Here is a 17,351-nt window from a genome sequence, read left to right as displayed (position 1 = left end):
ATCTGCTGAGACCGCGCACCTGCAGCATCTTGCGGAGGACCTCATTTCTGGAGTAAAAACAGGACGTCCGCCAAGGTTCACTCGGGAGATCGCCGTGAAGCCCTCGTACCTGTTCCGCACGTCCTTCCTTGCCCTGCTGCTTTCAGCCACCTTCGCGCTTGCACAGGACGCCACCCTCACCTACCAGGGCCAGCTCCGCGACGCCGGGCAGCCGGTCACCGGCACCGTCAACCTCGAGTTCCGGCTGTTCGACCAGCTGGTGGGTGGCAGCCAGATCGGCACGGCCCAGACCCGGCTGAACTGGCCGGTGGAAGACGGGCTGTTCCAGGTCGATCTGAATTTCGGGGCCGCCGCGTTCGACGGCAATCCACGCTTCCTCGAAGTCCGGGTCAACGGGGCGACGCTGAATCCCCGACAGGCAGTGCGCCCCAGTCCCATGGCCTTGTTCGCGCTCGGCGGTAACGAGGGTCCGGCAGGACCGCCCGGCCCGCAGGGCCCCCAAGGTCTGCAGGGACCCTCGGGCGTGGTTGCATCGTTCGACCTCGCCGGTTTCGCCGGCGGTACCATCAGTGGTTCGGCCGCCGCGTACGTGTTCGTCGGTCAGACCCGTCAAGTCGTCCTGGCAGCGGGCCAGACCATGATCGCCGCCGCCGAGGCCGCGCTCTCCACGTCGAGCGGGGTTGCGCGCGCAAGGATCGGGATGTGCTGGCAGCGCGACGGAATGGGCTCGCTCACCAATTTCGCCGGCGGCAGATACATGGTTGCAGAGATCGACACGACCCGGACTCCCGTCGGTGCATCCGCTCAGGTGTCGGGTCTGGCGTCGGGCACCTACACGGTGGGCTTCTGCGTGCTGAACTCGTCGGCGACGGCGATCAACGACAACGACTACGTCAACGGTTGGGTCATTGTCACCAACTGAGTCGTTCGAGAGCCCCCGCATCGCGACGCGAGGTAGAGAATTCCATGCATCGACAATCGAAGGAATCCGGATTGCATGCAAGCATGGCTCTTGCTCTGCTTGTCATCTTCACCGCCCTGCCCGCCCAGGACTACAGCATCGACTTCTACACCCTCGACGGCGGCGGCGAGATCCTGTCCGAATCCGCCGACCAGCGCTGGCAACTCTCCGGCACGCTCGGCCAGTGGGACAGCACCGAAGCGCTGGAGCTCTCCGGCGGCGGTTACACGCTGACCGGCGGCTTCTGGCCGGTCAACATCGAGCAGACCGACCTGCTGTTCCGGGATTCCTTCGAGGGCTGATCCGGCCGCCGGAGGGGCGGCCAGCGCGGCTGGCTCAGCCCTTGTTCGACTTCGAGCAGGTCCGGATGCCGAACGGCGCGTAGGCCGGGCAGCGGGCCGTCAGCCCGGTGAGGATCGGGACGATGCCGATCCAGCCCCACGGGGTCTGCGGGCCGAAGAAGACCAGGCTGATCAGGATCAGGCCGGCGATGACGCGGATGGAGCGATCCAGGGTTCCGACGTTGCGTTCCATGACGTGCACCTCGAGCTCGTTTGTGACCAGGCCTCGACGATACACCCCCGCCGCGCCTGGAGCCAGCGCGCCGTTCGGTCGCGGCGAACGGCGGTTCAGCTGCCGCCGGTCAACATCAGCACAACGCCCAGCGCGTAGAGGCCGATGATGCCGACGCTCTCGAAGCCGATGCCGGCCAGGCCGCGCTCCTGGCGCCGGACCAGGCCCATCATCAGCACGCCGCACATCAGGATCGTCAGCGTCAGCCACGTGATCAGCGTCGGCGGGATCGCGTGGTAGATCGATCCATCGCGGTAGGCGATATCGGACGCGGCCGTGAACAGCGTATCGAAGGCATTGCCGCCGATGATGCCGCCGATGGCGAGGGTCAGGGCACCCCGGCGGACCGCGGCGATCGAGGTCACCAGCTCGGGCAGCGAAGTCGCGATCGCTGTGAGCAGCACGCCGACCACCGACAGCTCGAGCCCGGCGCCGTCGGCGATCCGGGTCGCCGCCGGTTCCAGCAGCCAGCCGGCGAACCCCAGCACCGCCATCAGCCCCAGGAAGCGCAGCCACAGCTGCCCCAGCGAGGGCATGGCCTCGGTGTCGTCGGGCGTATCCGGCTTCGTGGTCCGGGTATCGGCCGGACGCCACATCGGGTGCTGCCGCGCGCCGCGAACCATCCCGATGCCGTAGACGTAGAGCGCGAGCAGCACCGGCGTGACCGGATGCACCCCCCAGACGGTCGTCTCCGGCAGCCCGGGCGCCAACAGGATCAGCGCCAGCAGCGAGATCAGCAGCGCGTTCTGCATCATGTTGGCCGCCGACGCCGCGGCGTGCTCGAGGTTGGCCTGGCGGTGGAAGAAGTCGGCGACGGCCAGGAACAGGGTCTGCACCGCGATACCGCCGAGCGCGTTGCCGACCGCCAGCTCCGGGTGCCCGTTCCAGGCCGCGGTCACCGACAGCACCGCGCCGGACAGCGAGGTCGCCGCCCCGAGCAGCAGTGCCCCGGCGACGGCCTCGCCGACACCGGTCCGATCGGCCAGCTGGTCGACCACCTTGGTGATCCAGGTGCCGAACACGCCGATCGCAGCCGCGCAAAGCGCGAAGATCACCAGGCTCAGGGTCAATGACCAGGTGTCGGGATTCAACGGCAGCATGAGGGGACCCGCTCGCTTCGGCAGCCTTCTACCCTACCGGCTGGCCGGGGCCGATGTCCTCGTGCCTGCCCGCCGGGGGCGCGCCCGTCGCCGCCCCGACGCTACACTGCACGTCATGCGTGCCATGCAACTGCAGCAAGTCGCCACCCTGCAGCGCGACGGCCGGCCGCTGGTGGCGGTCGCGCTCGAGGCGCCGGAACCGCAAACCGGCGAGGTCCGGCTGCGCGTCCATGCCTGCGCGGTCTGCCACACGGAGCTGGACCAGATCGAGGGCCGGGTCGAAACGCCGACGCCGCGCGTGCTGGGCCACCAGGCCGTCGGCACCATCGACGCGGTCGGCGACGGCGTCGATGGGTCCCGGATCGGCGAGCGCGTCGGCGTCGGCTGGATCGCCTCGGCCTGCGGCGAATGCCGCTGGTGCGAGCGCGGCGAGGAGAACCTGTGCCCGGAGTTCCGGGCCACCGGCCGGGACTGCGACGGCGGCTACGCGGAATTCATGACGATCCCGGCCGCGTTCGCGGTGCCGGTGCCCGACGGACTGGACGCCGCCCACGCCGCGCCGTTGTTGTGCGCCGGGGCGATCGGATTCCGCAGCCTGAAGCTGGCCGGACTCGTCAACGGCCAGGTGCTGGCGCTGACCGGCTTCGGTGCGTCGAACCATCTCGTCCTGGCCCTGGCCCGGGCCCGGTTGCCCGACTCGCCGGTGCTGGTCTTCGCCCGCGATCCCGACCAGCGCGCCCAGGCCCTCGAGCTGGGCGCGTCCTGGGCAGGCGACACCCACGACGAGCCGCCGACGGCGCCCGACGCGATCATCGACACCACGCCGGTCTGGGAAACCGTGCTGGCCGCGCTCGAACGGCTGGCGCCGGGCGGCCGACTGGTGATCAACGCGATCGCCAAGGAACCGGGCGACCGCGACCGGCTGGCCGGGCTCGACTATCCGTCACAGCTGTGGAAGGAAAAGGAGATCAAGTCGGTCGCCAACGTCACGCGGGCCGACATCCGCGGCGTGCTGGAGGCTGCCACCGAACACGAACTGCGCCCGCAGGTCACCGAGCTTTCGCTGGACGACGCCAACCAGGCCTTGACCCGGATCCGCTTCGGCGGCTTCCGCGGCGCGTTCGTGCTGCGAATCGCCGACCCGGACTGATCATGCCGCCGCGTCGCGCAGCACCGCCTCCAGCCCTTCGGGCGAGGTCCAGTCCCGGCCGCAGACATAGCGCGGCAGGAACCAGCGATCGGAGGCCGAAGTGACCGGGCCCGGCTCGCAGCCCAGCGCCGCGTCGAGACCGATCGAGGCGCCGAAGGTCGGCAGGAATTCAGCGCGCAGGTAGTCGCTGGCCTGGCCCCACGGATAGGCGAAGTAGCGCGGCCGGCGCCCGGCCGTCCGCTCGATGTAGTCCGAGGCCGGCTCGATTTCGGCCCGGCAGGTCGCTTCGGTGTCGATGGCGAGAAAGTCGCGCGGGCGATCGGCCGGGCCGGCGGTGCGGGCCAGCGACGGGTGGTTGTGATCCCAGCTGTGGTTCTCGATGCTCATCCGGCCGCTACGATTCGCCGCCGCCCACCAGTCGTCACCCCAGACGCCGAGCGAGAAGTAGTCGACCCGGTCCATCTCCGCGCGCGCCTCCGGCGAGGCCAGCACGAACACGCTGGCGTGCGGCCGGTGCCGGCTGTCGGCCGGCAGGGCCCGAGCGAACGAGGCGAGCCGGTCCCGCGCCGGCACCTGCAGGCCCGCCGTCGGGTGATCGAACCGGTGCCAGTCCATGACCGAGCCGTCGTCCAGGGTCAGGCAGACGGTGCGCTCGGGCAGCGTGCCGGCGGCACGAGCCGCCAGCGCATCGCCGAGCGGGAGGATCGTCCAGCCCAGGCGATCGAGGCGGACCAGATCCTCGCCGAGCGCGACCAGGTCGTTGTCGGCATAGGTGGTGCCGGTGACGTTGATCGAGTGCCAGGCGAGAAGGACCAGGCGCGAGGACATCGCTGAACGCGCTCCGCGGCGACCGTGCTCAGTCGCCGGCGTCGAAGCTCTCGACGATGTAGCCGCCGGACTTCTCGTCGTGCTTGAGCTTGACCAGCCCCTCGGACTGCATGTCCTCGAGCAGCTGGCCGAAGGACTTGAAGCCGTGGTAGCTCTCGCTGAAGCCGGGCCGCCGGCGCTTGAGGGTCTGCTTGACCATCGAGCCCCAGACCTTCTCGGCCTCGTCGCGGTCGCGGAACAGCGCCTCGATGGTCTCGAGCACCAGGTCGAAGCCTTCCTGGCGGCGCTGTTCTTCCCCGTTCTGGGCTTCACCGGTCGTATCGGCCGTCGCATCGGGCGTCGTGTCGGCCGTCGTATCGATCGATCCGTCGCCGCTGCCGTTGCCCTGGGCCGGGGTCTTCTTCCGGGTCTTCTTCTTGGCCTTCTTCTTGGCCGCCTGTTGCTTGCGCTTCGACTTCTTCTCGCTGTCGCGGACCAGGTCGTCGTAGAAGATGAACTCGTCGCAGTTCGAGGTCAGCAGGTCGGAGGTCGAGCTCTTGACGCCGACGCCGATCACCAGCTTGTTGTTCTCCCGGAGTTTGCTGACCAGCGGCGAGAAATCGGAATCGCCGGAGATGACCACGAAGGTGTCGACGTGCGCCTTGGTGTAGCACAGGTCCAGCGCGTCGACGACCATACGGATGTCGGCCGAGTTCTTGCCCGACATCCTGAGGTGCGGGATCTCGATCAGCTCGAACGCCGCCTCGTGCATGGCCGGCTTGAATTCCTTGTAACGGGCCCAGTCGCAGTAGGCCTTCTTGACCACGATGTTGCCCTTGAGCAGCAGCCGTTCGAGCACCTTCTTGATGTCGAAGGCCGAATAGCGCGCGTCGCGAACGCCGAGCGCGACGTTCTCGAAATCGCAGAACAGGGCCAGATTGCGGGTCGGGGATTGCATGGACTGTCCGGAGAGGGTGAACCGGCTTCGTAGCATAGCAGTCGAACCCGCTTCGGGGCCGGCCGGAACGACCGTATGTACGCGGCGGCTGGGCGACAATGCGGGCATGCAGCCCGACATGGACCCCATCGAGCCGGCCGTGATCGACTGGACCGACGGTACGCCGTCCGCGCCGGCTTTTCGCGATCACTACTACTCCACCGCCGGCGGTGCCGAGGAGAGCCGGCAGGTCTTCCTCGACGGCGCGAGACTCGATGCCCGCTTCGACGCGCTGGCCGACCGCGATGTCTTCGTGATCGGCGAGACGGGCTTCGGGACCGGGCTGAACCTGCTGCTGGCCGCCGACCGGTTCCTGGCCCGCGCCGCCGACGGTGCGCGACTGCACCTGGTCTCGGCCGAGAAGCACCCGCTGCGGCCCGCCGACCTCCGGCGCGCGCTCGATGCCTGGCCGGAACTGGCGGCGTGGTCGGTGCGGCTGCTCGAACAGTGGCCGGCGCCGACGCCCGGGTTTCACCGGCTGGACCTGCACGAGCGGATCGACCTGACCCTGATGTTCGGCGACGCCGAAGCGATGTGGCAGGCCCAGGACGCGGCGGTCGACGCCTGGTTCCTGGACGGCTTCGCGCCGAGCCGCAACGCCTCGATGTGGACACCGGCGCTGTTCCGGCGGCTGGCCGAACTCAGCCGGCCGGGTGCGACACTGGCGACCTTCTCGGCGGCCGGCGCGGTGCGGCGCGGGCTGGCCGAGGTCGGCTTCGAGGTGCGCCGCGCCGAGGGCTTCGGCGGCAAGCGGCACCGGTTGGAGGCGTGCTGGCCCGGCGAGTGGCGAGCACGAGCCGCGCACCGCGGGCACGCCCTGATCGTCGGCGCCGGTCTGGCCGGCAGCACCGCGGCCCACGCACTGGCGCGGCGTGGCTGGACCTGCCGGGTGTTCGATGCCCACGGCGTCGCGGCCGGCGCGTCGGGCAACCGGGCCGGCGTGGTCTACACCACGCCCAGCGGCGCGGCCACGCCCCAGAACCGGTTCTATCAGTCGAGCTGGCTGCGCGCTCTGGGCTGGCTGGCACGCGCCGATGCGGTCGGCCGCGGCCTGGGCCGCTTCGACGGGGTCGAGCAGATGGCCACCGACACCCGGCATGCACAGAAACTCGAGCGAGCGCTGGCCAGCGGCCACTGGCCGCCGGAACTGCTCGAAGCCATCGACGAGGACTGCGTGCTGCTCAAGCCCGGCGGCGTGCTGCGGCCGGCCGACTGGTGTCGTTTCCTGCTCGACCACCCGGCGATCACGCTGGACCACGACTGCGTGCTGTCCGTCGATGCCGAGCAGGCGCGTGTTCGGCTCCGGCGCGGCGGCACGGCACAGGGCGATGCGGTGGTGATCTGCGCAGCCGGCGCCACCAACGCCCTGCTGGCGGGACCGCCGCTGCCGCTTCGCACCCTCCGCGGCCAGGTCACCGACGTGGCCGCCACGGCGGCCAGCCGACGCTGGACGCGCGCGGTCTGTCATGCCGGCTACTTCACACCCGAACTCGACGACGCGCACTGCATCGGCGCAACCTTCGACCTGCACCGGGACGACGACGAGCCCTGCGATGGCGACGACCGGGCCAACCTGGCCGGCCTGAAGCACTGGCGTCCCGACGCCTGGGCCGAACTGGGCGGCGCGGCCGTATCGGTAGTCGGCCGGCGGGTCGGTTTCCGCTGCACCTCGCGCGACTACCTGCCGGTGGTAGGCCCGCTGGATCCGGCGTGTCGAAGCTGGGTCTGCGCCGCCTTCGGCAGCCGCGGCATCAGCGGCACGCCACTGGCCGCCGAGCGCATCGCCGACGCGCTGTCGGGCGCGCCGTCGGGCCTGGACGCGGCGCTGCGAAGGGCACTGGATCCCGCCCGCTTCGAAACGCCCGGTGCGGCCGGACGCACAGGCTCAGACGGAGGAAGACGTACCGGCGGTCGCTGAGGCTTCGGCGGCTTCGCGCAGCACGAGGTTGAGATCGATATCGAGCGCGCCGTCAGGCAGGACCTCGGCCACCCGGATCACGGCATCGGGGTGGGCGCGATTGTGGTCGGCCAGATCGATCACGCCCTCGGCGCGATAGCGCTCGCCGTCGGCCTTCAGGCGCCGCACGACCGGCCACAGCCGGTGCTCGGCGCTGGCCTTGAGCACCACGGCACAATCGCCGTCGGTGAGGCGGACCAGCGTTCCCGGGGTGATCCAGCCGAGGAACTGGATCAGCACTTCGACCATCATCGAATCGAACTGGCGATCGCGCGTCTTCCACAGGATGCCCAACGCCTCGTGGTGCGAGCGCGCCGCACTGTAGGGGCGGAACGAAGTGATCGCGTCGTAGGCGTCGACCACGCTGACCAGCGCGGCCATCGGCATCAGGTTCTCACGGCTTCGGCCCAGCGGATAGCCCTTGCCGTCGGGCCGCTCATGGTGTTCGAGCACGGCCTGGCGAACGATCGGGTGGACGCTCTCGTCCTCGCTCAGCAGATCGTATCCGAGCCGGGCGTGTTCGCGAACGTGGCGCTGTTCCTCGGGCGTCAGCCGGCCCGGCTTGTTCAGGATGGCCGGGTCCAGCTTCGTCTTGCCGAGGTCGTGCAGCAGGCCGGCCAGCCCGGCCTGTTCGACTTCCTCCGGGCCCCAGTTCAGCGACTTGGCCAGGCCCATCGACAGGATCGCGACATTGACGCAGTGTTCGGCGGTGTACTGGTCGACGTTCTTGATCCGGGTCAGCCAGATCATCGCGGCGATGTTCTGTTCCAGCGTCTCGGCGATCTGGCGGATGCCGAGCCGGGCCGTCTCGGCGTCGATCCGGCCGTTTTTCCGGATCGCCTCGATCAGCGCCCCGGCCCGCTGGTAGAGCAGGTCGTGGCCCTGGATCGCTGCCGGTACCGAGTGCTGGTCGAGCTCGGCCCGGCGCAGCATGTTGACCGGCGCCTCCGGATTGTCGGCGTCGGTCCGGTTGCGGACGATGCGACGATAGGGAATATTGGCCCGCGGCGGGCGGAAGCCGTTGCGGCTGCGGAGCAGGTCGATGACCAGCCAGTGGCAGTGATCGATGAACCACGAGCGCTGGTCCTCGGACTGGATCATGGCGCCTTCCAGCGGGAACGGTGTCTGTCGCCAGGGCCTGTCCATGCGCGCCACGAAATGGCCGACCTGGAGATGCTGCGGCTCGATCAGGATCTCGTTGTCCCACAACCAGGCGACCGACGTTTCCTCCGTCGATTCCGCGGGCGGGTCGGCCTTCTTGTTGCGCGACCAGAACACGTTCTTGGACTACCCTCCAGAGCCTGGCAGAAAAATCATTCTACGCCGTTCGCCCCCGGTTTCAATCCCGGCGGCCGGCAGCGTTGACCGCGGCCCGACTCGAGGGCAGGATGCGGCCCATGGAACTGTTCACCGACCCCCGCGCGCCCAGCCCGCGACGCGTTCATCTGTTCCTGCGCGTTCGCGCGATCGAGCTGCCGTTGCGCAGGGTCGACCTTGCCGGCGGCGAGCACCTTTCCGACGCCTACCGCGATCTGAACCCGGCCGGCACCGTCCCCGCCCTGGTGCTCGACGACGGCACCGTGCTGACCGAAGTCATGGCGATCTGCCGCTATCTCGACGAACGCGCCGATGGACCGCCGCTGTACGGCAATACCCCGCTGGAGCGCGCTCGCATCCTCGACCGGGAACACTGGGTGGAAATGCAGGGCCTGCTGGCGGTGATGGACGGCTTCCGCAACGCCTCGCCCGGTCTGCGCGACCGCGCCCTGCCCGGCCCGGCGCCGGTGGTGCAACTGCCGGAACTGGCCGAACGCGGCCGGCAGCGCTTCGAGCGCTTTCTCGATGAACTCGACCTGCGACTGACCGCATCGCCGGGCCTGGCCGGCGAGCAGCTGACGCCGGCCGACATCGCGGCCTTCGTGGTGCTGGAGTTCGCGCGCTGGGGAACCGGGCAGGCGCCGGGCCATGCGCACAAGGCGATCCGGAGCTGGCAGGCGCGCATGATCGACTGGCTGGAACCGGCCGACGCATGAGCGCCGGCGGTCCGTGGATCGGGTCCGCGACCAGGACAGCAATCAGGGTCTCGCTCGCAGCCCGGCAAGGAGCAGCACCAGAATCAGCAGGAGCAGTGCGCCGGGGCCGAGCGCCGGCACGCCGATCGGCTGGCCGCGCACATCGACCCGAGCGTCGGCTTCGCAGGGCGTCGGGGTGCCGCCCGGCTGGCATTCGACCAGGCCCGGCGGCAGCACCGTGACGACGTTCAACACGGTTTCCGGCGCATCCGGGGCGACCTCCGCGGTCACCGTGTAGACCAGGCTCTCGCCGGCCGGGAAGGCCGGCACGAACTCGCCGATCGCCCCGCTGCCCGACGGATTCGGACAGAACAGGCCGACGCAGGTCCAGTCGAAGCTCAGGATGCCGACCGGGAGCGGATCGATGACCTGGACGTTGAACAAGGTCACCGGCCCGGTGTTCGAGACCGTGATGGTATAGACGACGTCCTGGCCGGGCACGGCCAGCGGCGGGGCCACGGTCTTCTCGACCTCGATCGCGCCCGGCCCGCTGAGCACCAGTGCCGAGGCACCGCTGCCGTTGACGGTCAGGCTCAGCGGCGTGGTCCCGCTGGCCTCGACCAGGTTCAGCGCCTGGCCGGCGCTGACGTCGGAAGCGCGGATTTCATAGGTGGCCGTGCACAAGACCGTGTCGCCGCCGATCAGGCTGCCGGTGCCGTTGCCGGAAAACGGATTGCCGTCCAGGGTGGTCGCGCTGCAGCTGATCGGCGTGTCGATCAGGGTCGGATCGGGCTCGACCAGCTCCACATCGGTCAGTGTCTCGGAGCGCACATTGGTGACGATGAAATCGTAGCGAACGATGTCGCCGAGGTTGGCGAAGCCGCTGCCGTCGGCGTCGCTGAGCAGGAACGGGCTCTTGATGACCGCGATCCCCGCCCGACCCTCCAGGTTCACCCGCAGCAGCTGGTCGGAGCTCTGGACCGGAAGGCCCAGCGCATCGAACCCGGTCACCTCGACCGAATTCACGACCTGGCCGGCCGCCGCCTCGGCAGCGGTGATCACGTGACTGCTCGAACAGATCAGCGACTGGCCGGCCGCCAGCACGGTCGCCGGGCAGCTCACCGACCCGTCGAGATCGGTCACGGCCAGCGCATCGAGATCCAGCGTGCCGGTGTTGACCAGCCGGTAGGCATAGTCGATGGTTTCGCCGGCATCGAGCTCGCCGTCGATGTCGCTGTCCTGGTGGACGCTGCTGCCGGCCAACGAAACGATGCCCTGGGGAAAGGTCGCGCCGCGGGCCTGGGCGAGGCGAACGCGGCGGACCTCGCGCGAACCGTCGTCGTAGCGAACGCTCGCGGCCAGTCCGGCCTGGTCGATCGCCGCGGGCAGCTGCCAGACACAGTCGGTCGAGGCGCCGGCGGCCAGTCGCGACGGCTGCCCGGTGGCACCGACACACGCCGACAGGTCCCCCGCCGAGGCATGCAGCTCGATCGCCTGGATCGAGCGATCGGCCGGCGCCGCCAGGACCAGGCGAGCCTGCAGGTCGCCGTTCCCTGCCCGTCCTTCCGGCACCGCCTCGAGCGTGAACGCCGAAACCGGTGCAGCAAGGAACAGGCCCAGGGCAGCCAGAACGACGCGCGGACGCGCGAGTTTGCGAATTCGGTCCGATCGCGGCATGGCCGTGTCCTCATGCAGGTGAAGGGCGCCCATTACTGGAACCCCGTGTAGACGGCGGTACTGACCGAGTTCACCACTTCGCCGTTCGGGCCGGTGCCCAGCGCCGTTGCGGTGTTCTCGACCCGGCGACGGGCAACGTCGAGCGCGGTCAGTTCGTGCGACGCGGTGCACTGGATCGAGGCCGCGGGGCTCAGCGAGCCCAGTCCGCCGCGCTCGAAGCCGTCGAGCTTGACCGCGTCGTGGCCGAGCACCGTGATCTCACGTCCATCGCTGGCGCGCGGCAGGCACTGCAGGTCGTCGACCTGCAGGTCGATCAGCTGGATGTCGGTCAGCGGCTGGTTGCCGATGTTGGTGATCTCGAAGGTGTAGAACAGCACATCGCCGACGTCACCGAAATCGTTGCCGTTGAAGTCCACGCCCAGTTCGACCGTCTTGATCAGGCGGATCGCCACCTCGCCGCTGTCGTCGATCGATGCGCAGGCATCGTCGACGCGCGTCACCGGACCGGTCAGCTCGGCCTGATTGTACAGCCCGTTGCCGGACGCGCCGGTGCAGCTGCCGTTCTGCAGCTGGCCTGCGATCACGCCGAGCGGGATCGCGACCCGGTAGCGGTGAATGTCACCGGCAGCGATCGGCACGCCCGCATCCGAAACCTGCAGCGGGACGTTACGCGTCGGCGTGAACTGCCCACCGCTGAGACTCGGCGCCAGCACCCCACCGACGGTCGAGACGAAGGCGGTATCACCCAGCTCGACGCCATCGGCCGTGAAGCCCAGCGTATCGGTCAGCGTGTAGCTGCTGTCGACCGGACCCGGGTTGGTGACCACCATCTCGTACTCCACCCGCCAGCTGTTCGGCCCGGTCGCGTCCAGCGTGACGACCGACTTGTCGAGCAGCAGGGTTTCGACGTCATGTTCGGTGTCGCAGCTGGGGCACTCCGGATCGGGATCGCCGCCGCCGGTCGCCACGACGCTGTTGCCGACCGTACCGGTGGCGTCGGGATCGACGCTGGCGGTGTAGTCGACCGCGTAGCTGCCCGGGCCGATGCCGGCCGGCAGCGTGAAGGTCAGCGGCGAGCCGCCGGTGTCGGGCGTGAACGCACCGGCATTGGTCACGGTCCCGAAGGTCAGGCCGGCCCCGAGCGTATCGCTGAGCACCAGCGGATCGATCAGCGGCGCGCCGCTGACCGTTGCGGTCAGCGTGTAGACCAGCGTATCGCCCGGGTTGACGACCGAACCCGATGCCGGATCCGACGTCTTGACCACGACCACCTGCGGCGCGAGCACCGGCACGATCAGCTGCGTTTCGACCGGGTCGGTCTGGTCGCTGTCGGCGCCGGCGACGTTCAGCACTTCGCCGGCCTGGGCGTCGGCCGCAGTCACCGAGTACGTGCCGGTCAGCACGCAGGCATCGCCCTGAGCGAGCAGCGGGCAGGTGATGCTCGACGGCGTGATCCGGCTGTCGGTGACGACCACGTTCGACAGCGCGACCGAACCGGTGTTGGTCGCGGTCACGGTGTAGGTCAGCGTGTCGCCGAAGGTGACCGTGGCCGAGCCGTCCTCGTCGGCATTCGAGGTCAGCACCTTGTCCAGCGCCAGCTGACCGGCCACGCCGCAGATCAGGCCGAAGTCGAGGCCAGCGTCGACCGGCGCAGCGGCCGTCAGCGTCAGGCTCTGCACCGAAAGCGGCGAGGTCGCGCCACAGCCGGCCACCACCCCGCCCCGCGCGGTCGGCGGCGTCGCCGGCGCGCGCGGTGCGAGCGCAAGGCAGTTGCCGTCGACGGCGTACTGCTGGGCCGAGACCAGGTTGGCCGGGTTGCTGTCGTCGACCACGGCGGTGTATTCGCCATCCAGCGCCAAGCCGCGGAAGAAGTACTCGCCGCGCAGGTTGGTCAGGCGGCTGCCGACCAGCGATCCGCTGCCGTCGAACAGCCGGACCTCGACATTCTCCAGGCCGCAGCGGCGGAACTCACCGTCGTCCGGGTTGCCGTTCTGATTCAGGTCGACCCACTCGAAGTCGGCCGAGCTGATCGGGGTACCGATCGGGTTCTGGGTCAGCACGCCGTCGCCGTTCCCGTCGCGGAACTCGTCGACGGTCTGGTCTTCGTTGACGTCGAACCAGACGAAGTCGCCGACCACGCCGTCGAGCGGTGCGGCGAAGTTGAAGTCCTCGACCACCGTGCCGCAGCGGACCACCGCGATCGTGCGCACCGGCGGCTGGACCGCGTAGAGGTCGAAGTTGTTGCCCAGGTACGCCTCGAGCACGCGCAGCTCGTAGGTGCCTTCCGGAACGCCGGCAAAGGAATACACCCCGGTGGCCGGGTCGGCGGTCGTGATCAGCAGGTCCGCGGCCGGCGCACCCGGCGGGCCGAGCGTGACGAAGGAGGTCAGCGGCGGCTCACCCGGATCGATCACGTTGTCGCGGTCCAGGTCGTGCCAGATCTGCCCGGTCACGTCGCCGGAATCCAGGGTGCAGATGCCGATACTGGCCGAATCGCTGTCGGTCAGCGGCGGGTTGGCCGGCGTGATCGGATCCGGAGCCTCGGTGATCGCGGTATTGACGATGTCGGTGCCGGCCGTGATGTCGGACGGCAACACCGTATAGCTGCCGGTGCAGCTCAGTTGATCGCCCGGATTCAGCGTGGCCGGCTGCGGCGGGGTGCACGACAGGACCGGCAGCATCGGGTCACTGATCGTCGTGCCGGGCAGGGCCACGGTCGAATTGTTGGTCGCCGTCAGGGTGTAGTCGATGACCTCGCCGGCGTCGGCCAGGCCGTTGCCGTTGGCGTCGTTCAGGCTGGCCGACTTGACCAGGTTCAGTCCCAGCTCGCCGACCGGGTGGTCGGTATCGCAGCTCGGGCACTCCGGATCGGGGTCGCCGCCACCGGTCGGAACGACCAGGTTGCCGACCGAACCGGACGCGGACGCAGCGACCGTGACGGTGTAGGTCACTTCGAAGGTCCCCGGCACCGCGCCGGCGGCCAGCGTGAAGGTCAGCGGATTGCCGGACGTATTGGCCGTGAAGCCGCCCGGGTTGGCCGTGACCGCGTCGAACACCAGTCCGGCACCCAGCGTATCGGTCAGGACCAGCGGCGCGGTGGTGGCCGCATCGCTGACCGTCGCGGTCAGCGTGTAGGCCACCTGCTGGCCGGCGAAGACCTCGGTACCGGACGCCGGGTTGGCGGATTTGGTCACCACGATCGCCGGATCGGCGACCGGGTGATCGGTATCGCAGCTCGGACACTCCGGATCGGGATCGCCGCCGCCGGTCGGAACGACGCTGTTGCCGACCGAGCCGGTGGCGTCGGCATCGACCACTGCGGTATAGGTGACCAGATAGGTGCCCGGCACCGTTCCGGACGGCAGCGTGAAGGTCAGCGGGTTGCCGGCCGTATCGGGCGTGAAGCCGCCCGGATTCGCGGCCACGGCACCGAAGGTCAGGCCGGCGCCCAGCGTATCGGTCAGCACCAGCGGCGCGGTGGTGGCCGCGTCGCTGATCGTCGCGGTCAGCGTGTAGCTGAGCGTCTGGCCGGCGATCACTTCGCTGCCCGAGACCGGGTCGGAGGTCTTGGCGACCACGATCACCGGATCGGCGACCGGGTGATCGGTATCGCAGCTCGGGCACTCCGGATCGGGATCGCCGCCGTTACCGGCGATCACCACGCTGTTACCGACCGTGCCGGTCGCGTCGACGTTGACCGTCGCGGTGTAGGTCACGGCGTACACGCCCGGTGCAGTGCCCGTCGACAGTTCGAACAGCAGCGGCGAGCCGGTGGTGTTGGTCGCAAAGCCGCCCGGGTTCGCCGTCAGCGTGCCGAAGCTCAGATCGACATCCAGCGTATCGGCCAGGACCAGCGGCTCGGTCAGCGGGGCATCGGACACGGTCGCCGTCAGCGTGTAGCTGATCGACTGGCCCGCCGTCACCACGCTGCCCGAAGCCGGGGTCGCGGCCTTGGTGACCACCACGGCCGGGCCGAAGGTGGCCACGGTCTCGACGTCCTGCACCGGCCCGGTCTGGGTCGAGCTCGCCGTGCCGGTATTGACGATGCTGCCGGCAGCGACGTCACCGGCCTGGACAACGTAATCGCCGGCGCAGGTCAGGGCCTGGGTCGGCAGCAGCGAGGCCGGCTGGAGCGGCGTGCAGACCAGTCCGCCCAGCATCGGGTCGCTGATCGTCACGTCGGTCAGCGTGATGTTGCCGGTGTTGGTCGCAACCAGGCCATAGGTCAGCGTGTCGCCCAGGGTGACGTTACCGGAGCCGTCCTCGTCGGCGTTGCCGATCAGCGCCTTGTCGAGCAGCAGCGCCGGCGCCGGTGCCGGGCCGTCGGCCACGGCACTGTCGGTCGCATTGACCGGGTCGCCGTTCGGATCCTGCCCGTCGACGTCGGCCACGTTGGTGAAGCTGCCGTTGTCGATGTCGGCCTGGGTGACGACATAGGTCGCATCACAGACCAGCGTCGCGCCCGGTGCCAGCGACGTCGGCTGCGCCGGCGTGCAGGTCCCGATGGTGGCCAGCGGATCGCTGATCACCACGTTGTCCAGGGTCACGCTGCCGGTGTTGGTCGCAGTCAGCTGGTAGCCGATCGTCTGGCCGGCCGCCGAGTACGGGCTGCCGACGGTGATCGACTTGACCAGGCCCAGCGAGGCCGTGAAGTCGGTCGGCACCGTTTCCGTGTCGCTGTCGCCCAGCGGCGGATTGTCGATCGGATCGATCGGATCCGGCGCGGCCACCGTCGCGATGTTGACGATGTCCGGGCCGTTGTCCAGGTCGGTCTGGGTGACGGTGTAGCTCGCCGTGCACACCAGCTGCTCGGTCGGCGCCAGCGCCGACGGCTGGGCCGGCGTACAGCTCAGCGCGCCGAGCATCGGGTCGTCGATCACGACGTCGCTCAGCGCGATGTTGCCGTCGTTGGTTGCCGTCAGCGTGTAGTCGATCGTCTCGCCGACGTCGGCGAAGGTGCTGCCGTTGGTGTCGTCGAGCACGGCGATCTTGATCAGCGTCAGCGCCGGCGCCGGCACCACCGGCGTCGAGGTCGAGTCGGTATCGGTCAGCGGCGGATTGCCGACCGGGTCGGACGGATCGGGCGCGGTCACCGTCGCGGTGTTCGTGACCGAACCGCCGGCCGCGATGTCGGCCGCCGTCACCGTGTAGCTGCCGGTACAGACCAGCTGCTCGGTCGGATTCAGCGTGGCCGGCTGGGCCGGCGTGCAGCTGAGGGTCGCGATCAGCGGGTCATCGATCTCGACGCCGGTCAGCACCACATCGCCGTCGTTGGTCGCGGTCAGCGTGTAGTCGATGACCTCGCCGGCGTCGGCAAAACTGTTGCCGTTGGTGTCGTTCAGGCTGCTGGTCTTGATCAGCACGATCGAGGGATCGCCGACCGGGTGCGAGGTCGTGCAGCTGGTGCAGACCGGGTCCGGGTCGCCGCCGTTGCCGGTGACCACCACGCTGTTGCCGACCGTGCCGCTCGCATCGCTGTCGACCGTTGCGGTGTAGCTGACGGTGTAGACGCCCGGCACCGTGCCGGACGGCAGCGTGAACGTCAGCGGGTTGCCGGCGGTGTTCGGCGTGAACGCACCGGCCGCCGTGACCGCACCGAAAGTCAGGCCCGCGCCCAGCGTGTCGCTGAGTTCCAGCGGCGCCGTCGTGGCCGCATCGCTGATCGTCGCGGTCAGGGTGTAGGTGATCGTCTGGCCGACCAGCACCTGGCTGCCCGAGGCCGGGTTGGCCGACTTGCTCACCTCGATCGCCGGATCGGCCACCGGATGGTCCGTCGTGCAGCTCGGGCACTCCGGATCCGGATCACCACCGCCGGTCGGCACCACCTGGTTGCCCACGTTGCCGCTGGCATCGGCGTCCACCGTCACCGTGTAGCTCACTTCGTACGTGCCCGGCACCGTGCCCGACGGCAGTTCGAACGTCAGCGGGTTGCCCGCCGTGTTCGCCACATAGCCGCCCGGGTTCGCGCCCAGGGCACCGAAGCCCAGGCCCGCGCCCAGCGTGTCTGTCAGCACCAGCGGGCTGGTCAGCGCCGCATCGCTGATCGTCGCCGTCAGCGTGTAGGTGATCGTCTCGCCGGCCGTCACCGTCGTGCCCGAGGCCGGGTTCGAGGTCTTG

At 69.5% G+C, this 17,351-nt stretch carries 12 protein-coding genes; 5 read left to right on the top strand and 7 right to left on the bottom strand.

Annotated features, from left to right (window positions below):
• Nucleotides 1-94: 94 nt before the first annotated feature.
• Nucleotides 95-922 carry a hypothetical protein gene (locus tag HFP89_RS15810; protein WP_206212307.1) on the top strand — a complete coding sequence of 276 codons (828 nt, stop codon included), beginning with the start codon at nt 95-97 and terminating at the stop codon, nt 920-922.
• 83 nt (nt 923-1,005) lie between these two features.
• Entirely contained in the window at nt 1,006-1,263 is a 258-nt protein-coding gene (locus HFP89_RS09700; RefSeq protein WP_168717466.1) for a hypothetical protein, read from the top strand.
• A gap of 34 nt (nt 1,264-1,297) precedes the next feature.
• On the opposite strand, the gene HFP89_RS09695 is transcribed toward HFP89_RS09700, so the two are convergent.
• Nucleotides 1,298-1,495 (bottom strand): DUF2892 domain-containing protein, encoded by a 198-nt coding sequence (locus tag HFP89_RS09695; protein ID WP_168717465.1) that lies wholly within the window; start codon nt 1,493-1,495, stop codon nt 1,298-1,300.
• A gap of 95 nt (nt 1,496-1,590) precedes the next feature.
• Nucleotides 1,591-2,634 carry a sodium:calcium antiporter gene (locus HFP89_RS09690; protein ID WP_168717464.1) on the bottom strand — a complete coding sequence of 348 codons (1,044 nt, stop codon included), beginning with the start codon at nt 2,632-2,634 and terminating at the stop codon, nt 1,591-1,593.
• Between HFP89_RS09690 and HFP89_RS09685 the strand changes: the two genes are divergently transcribed.
• Nucleotides 2,633-3,784, top strand: a complete 1,152-nt coding sequence (locus HFP89_RS09685; protein ID WP_240956277.1) for an alcohol dehydrogenase catalytic domain-containing protein — start codon at nt 2,633-2,635, stop codon at nt 3,782-3,784. The two genes, HFP89_RS09690 and HFP89_RS09685, sit on opposite strands and share 2 nt — an antisense overlap.
• Here HFP89_RS09685 and HFP89_RS09680 read toward each other — a convergent pair whose 3' ends face one another.
• Together HFP89_RS09680 and HFP89_RS09675 are read right to left on the bottom strand one after the other, a co-directional pair.
• Entirely contained in the window at nt 3,785-4,612 is an 828-nt protein-coding gene (locus HFP89_RS09680; RefSeq protein ID WP_168717463.1) for a polysaccharide deacetylase family protein, read from the bottom strand. It lies immediately after the preceding gene.
• Nucleotides 4,613-4,640: 28 nt separating this feature from the next.
• Nucleotides 4,641-5,549: an NYN domain-containing protein gene (locus HFP89_RS09675; RefSeq protein WP_168717462.1), complete on the bottom strand. Its 909-nt coding sequence runs from the start codon at nt 5,547-5,549 to the stop codon at nt 4,641-4,643.
• Between the two features lie 106 nt (nt 5,550-5,655).
• Here HFP89_RS09675 and mnmC point away from each other — a divergent pair, with 106 nt between their 5' ends.
• A complete protein-coding gene (gene mnmC / locus HFP89_RS09670; RefSeq protein ID WP_168717461.1) occupies nt 5,656-7,506 on the top strand; it encodes a bifunctional tRNA (5-methylaminomethyl-2-thiouridine)(34)-methyltransferase MnmD/FAD-dependent 5-carboxymethylaminomethyl-2-thiouridine(34) oxidoreductase MnmC in 1,851 nt (616 codons plus the stop codon).
• Here the strand turns inward: mnmC and HFP89_RS09665 are convergent.
• On the bottom strand, nt 7,474-8,823 hold the full coding sequence (locus HFP89_RS09665; protein ID WP_168717460.1) for an HD-GYP domain-containing protein: 1,350 nt from the start codon (nt 8,821-8,823) through the stop codon (nt 7,474-7,476). The two genes, mnmC and HFP89_RS09665, sit on opposite strands and share 33 nt — an antisense overlap.
• Before the next feature lie 119 nt (nt 8,824-8,942).
• On the opposite strand from HFP89_RS09665, the gene HFP89_RS09660 reads away from it, so the two are divergent.
• Nucleotides 8,943-9,578, top strand: a complete 636-nt coding sequence (locus HFP89_RS09660; RefSeq protein WP_168717459.1) for a glutathione S-transferase N-terminal domain-containing protein — start codon at nt 8,943-8,945, stop codon at nt 9,576-9,578.
• A gap of 42 nt (nt 9,579-9,620) precedes the next feature.
• Here the strand turns inward: HFP89_RS09660 and HFP89_RS09655 are convergent, their stop codons facing one another.
• Together HFP89_RS09655 and HFP89_RS09650 are read right to left on the bottom strand one after the other, a co-directional pair.
• Nucleotides 9,621-11,234 (bottom strand): DUF11 domain-containing protein, encoded by a 1,614-nt coding sequence (locus tag HFP89_RS09655; protein ID WP_168717458.1) that lies wholly within the window; start codon nt 11,232-11,234, stop codon nt 9,621-9,623.
• 32 nt (nt 11,235-11,266) lie between these two features.
• A complete protein-coding gene (locus HFP89_RS09650; protein WP_206212306.1) occupies nt 11,267-17,320 on the bottom strand; it encodes an isopeptide-forming domain-containing fimbrial protein in 6,054 nt (2,017 codons plus the stop codon).
• Between the last annotated feature and the right edge of the window lie 31 nt (nt 17,321-17,351).

This window comes from Wenzhouxiangella sp. XN79A (assembly GCF_012272825.1).
Classification (GTDB): domain Bacteria; phylum Pseudomonadota; class Gammaproteobacteria; order Xanthomonadales; family Wenzhouxiangellaceae.
Note: the sequence above shows the minus strand (reverse complement) of the source record. Positions and strands in the feature narration are given on the sequence as shown.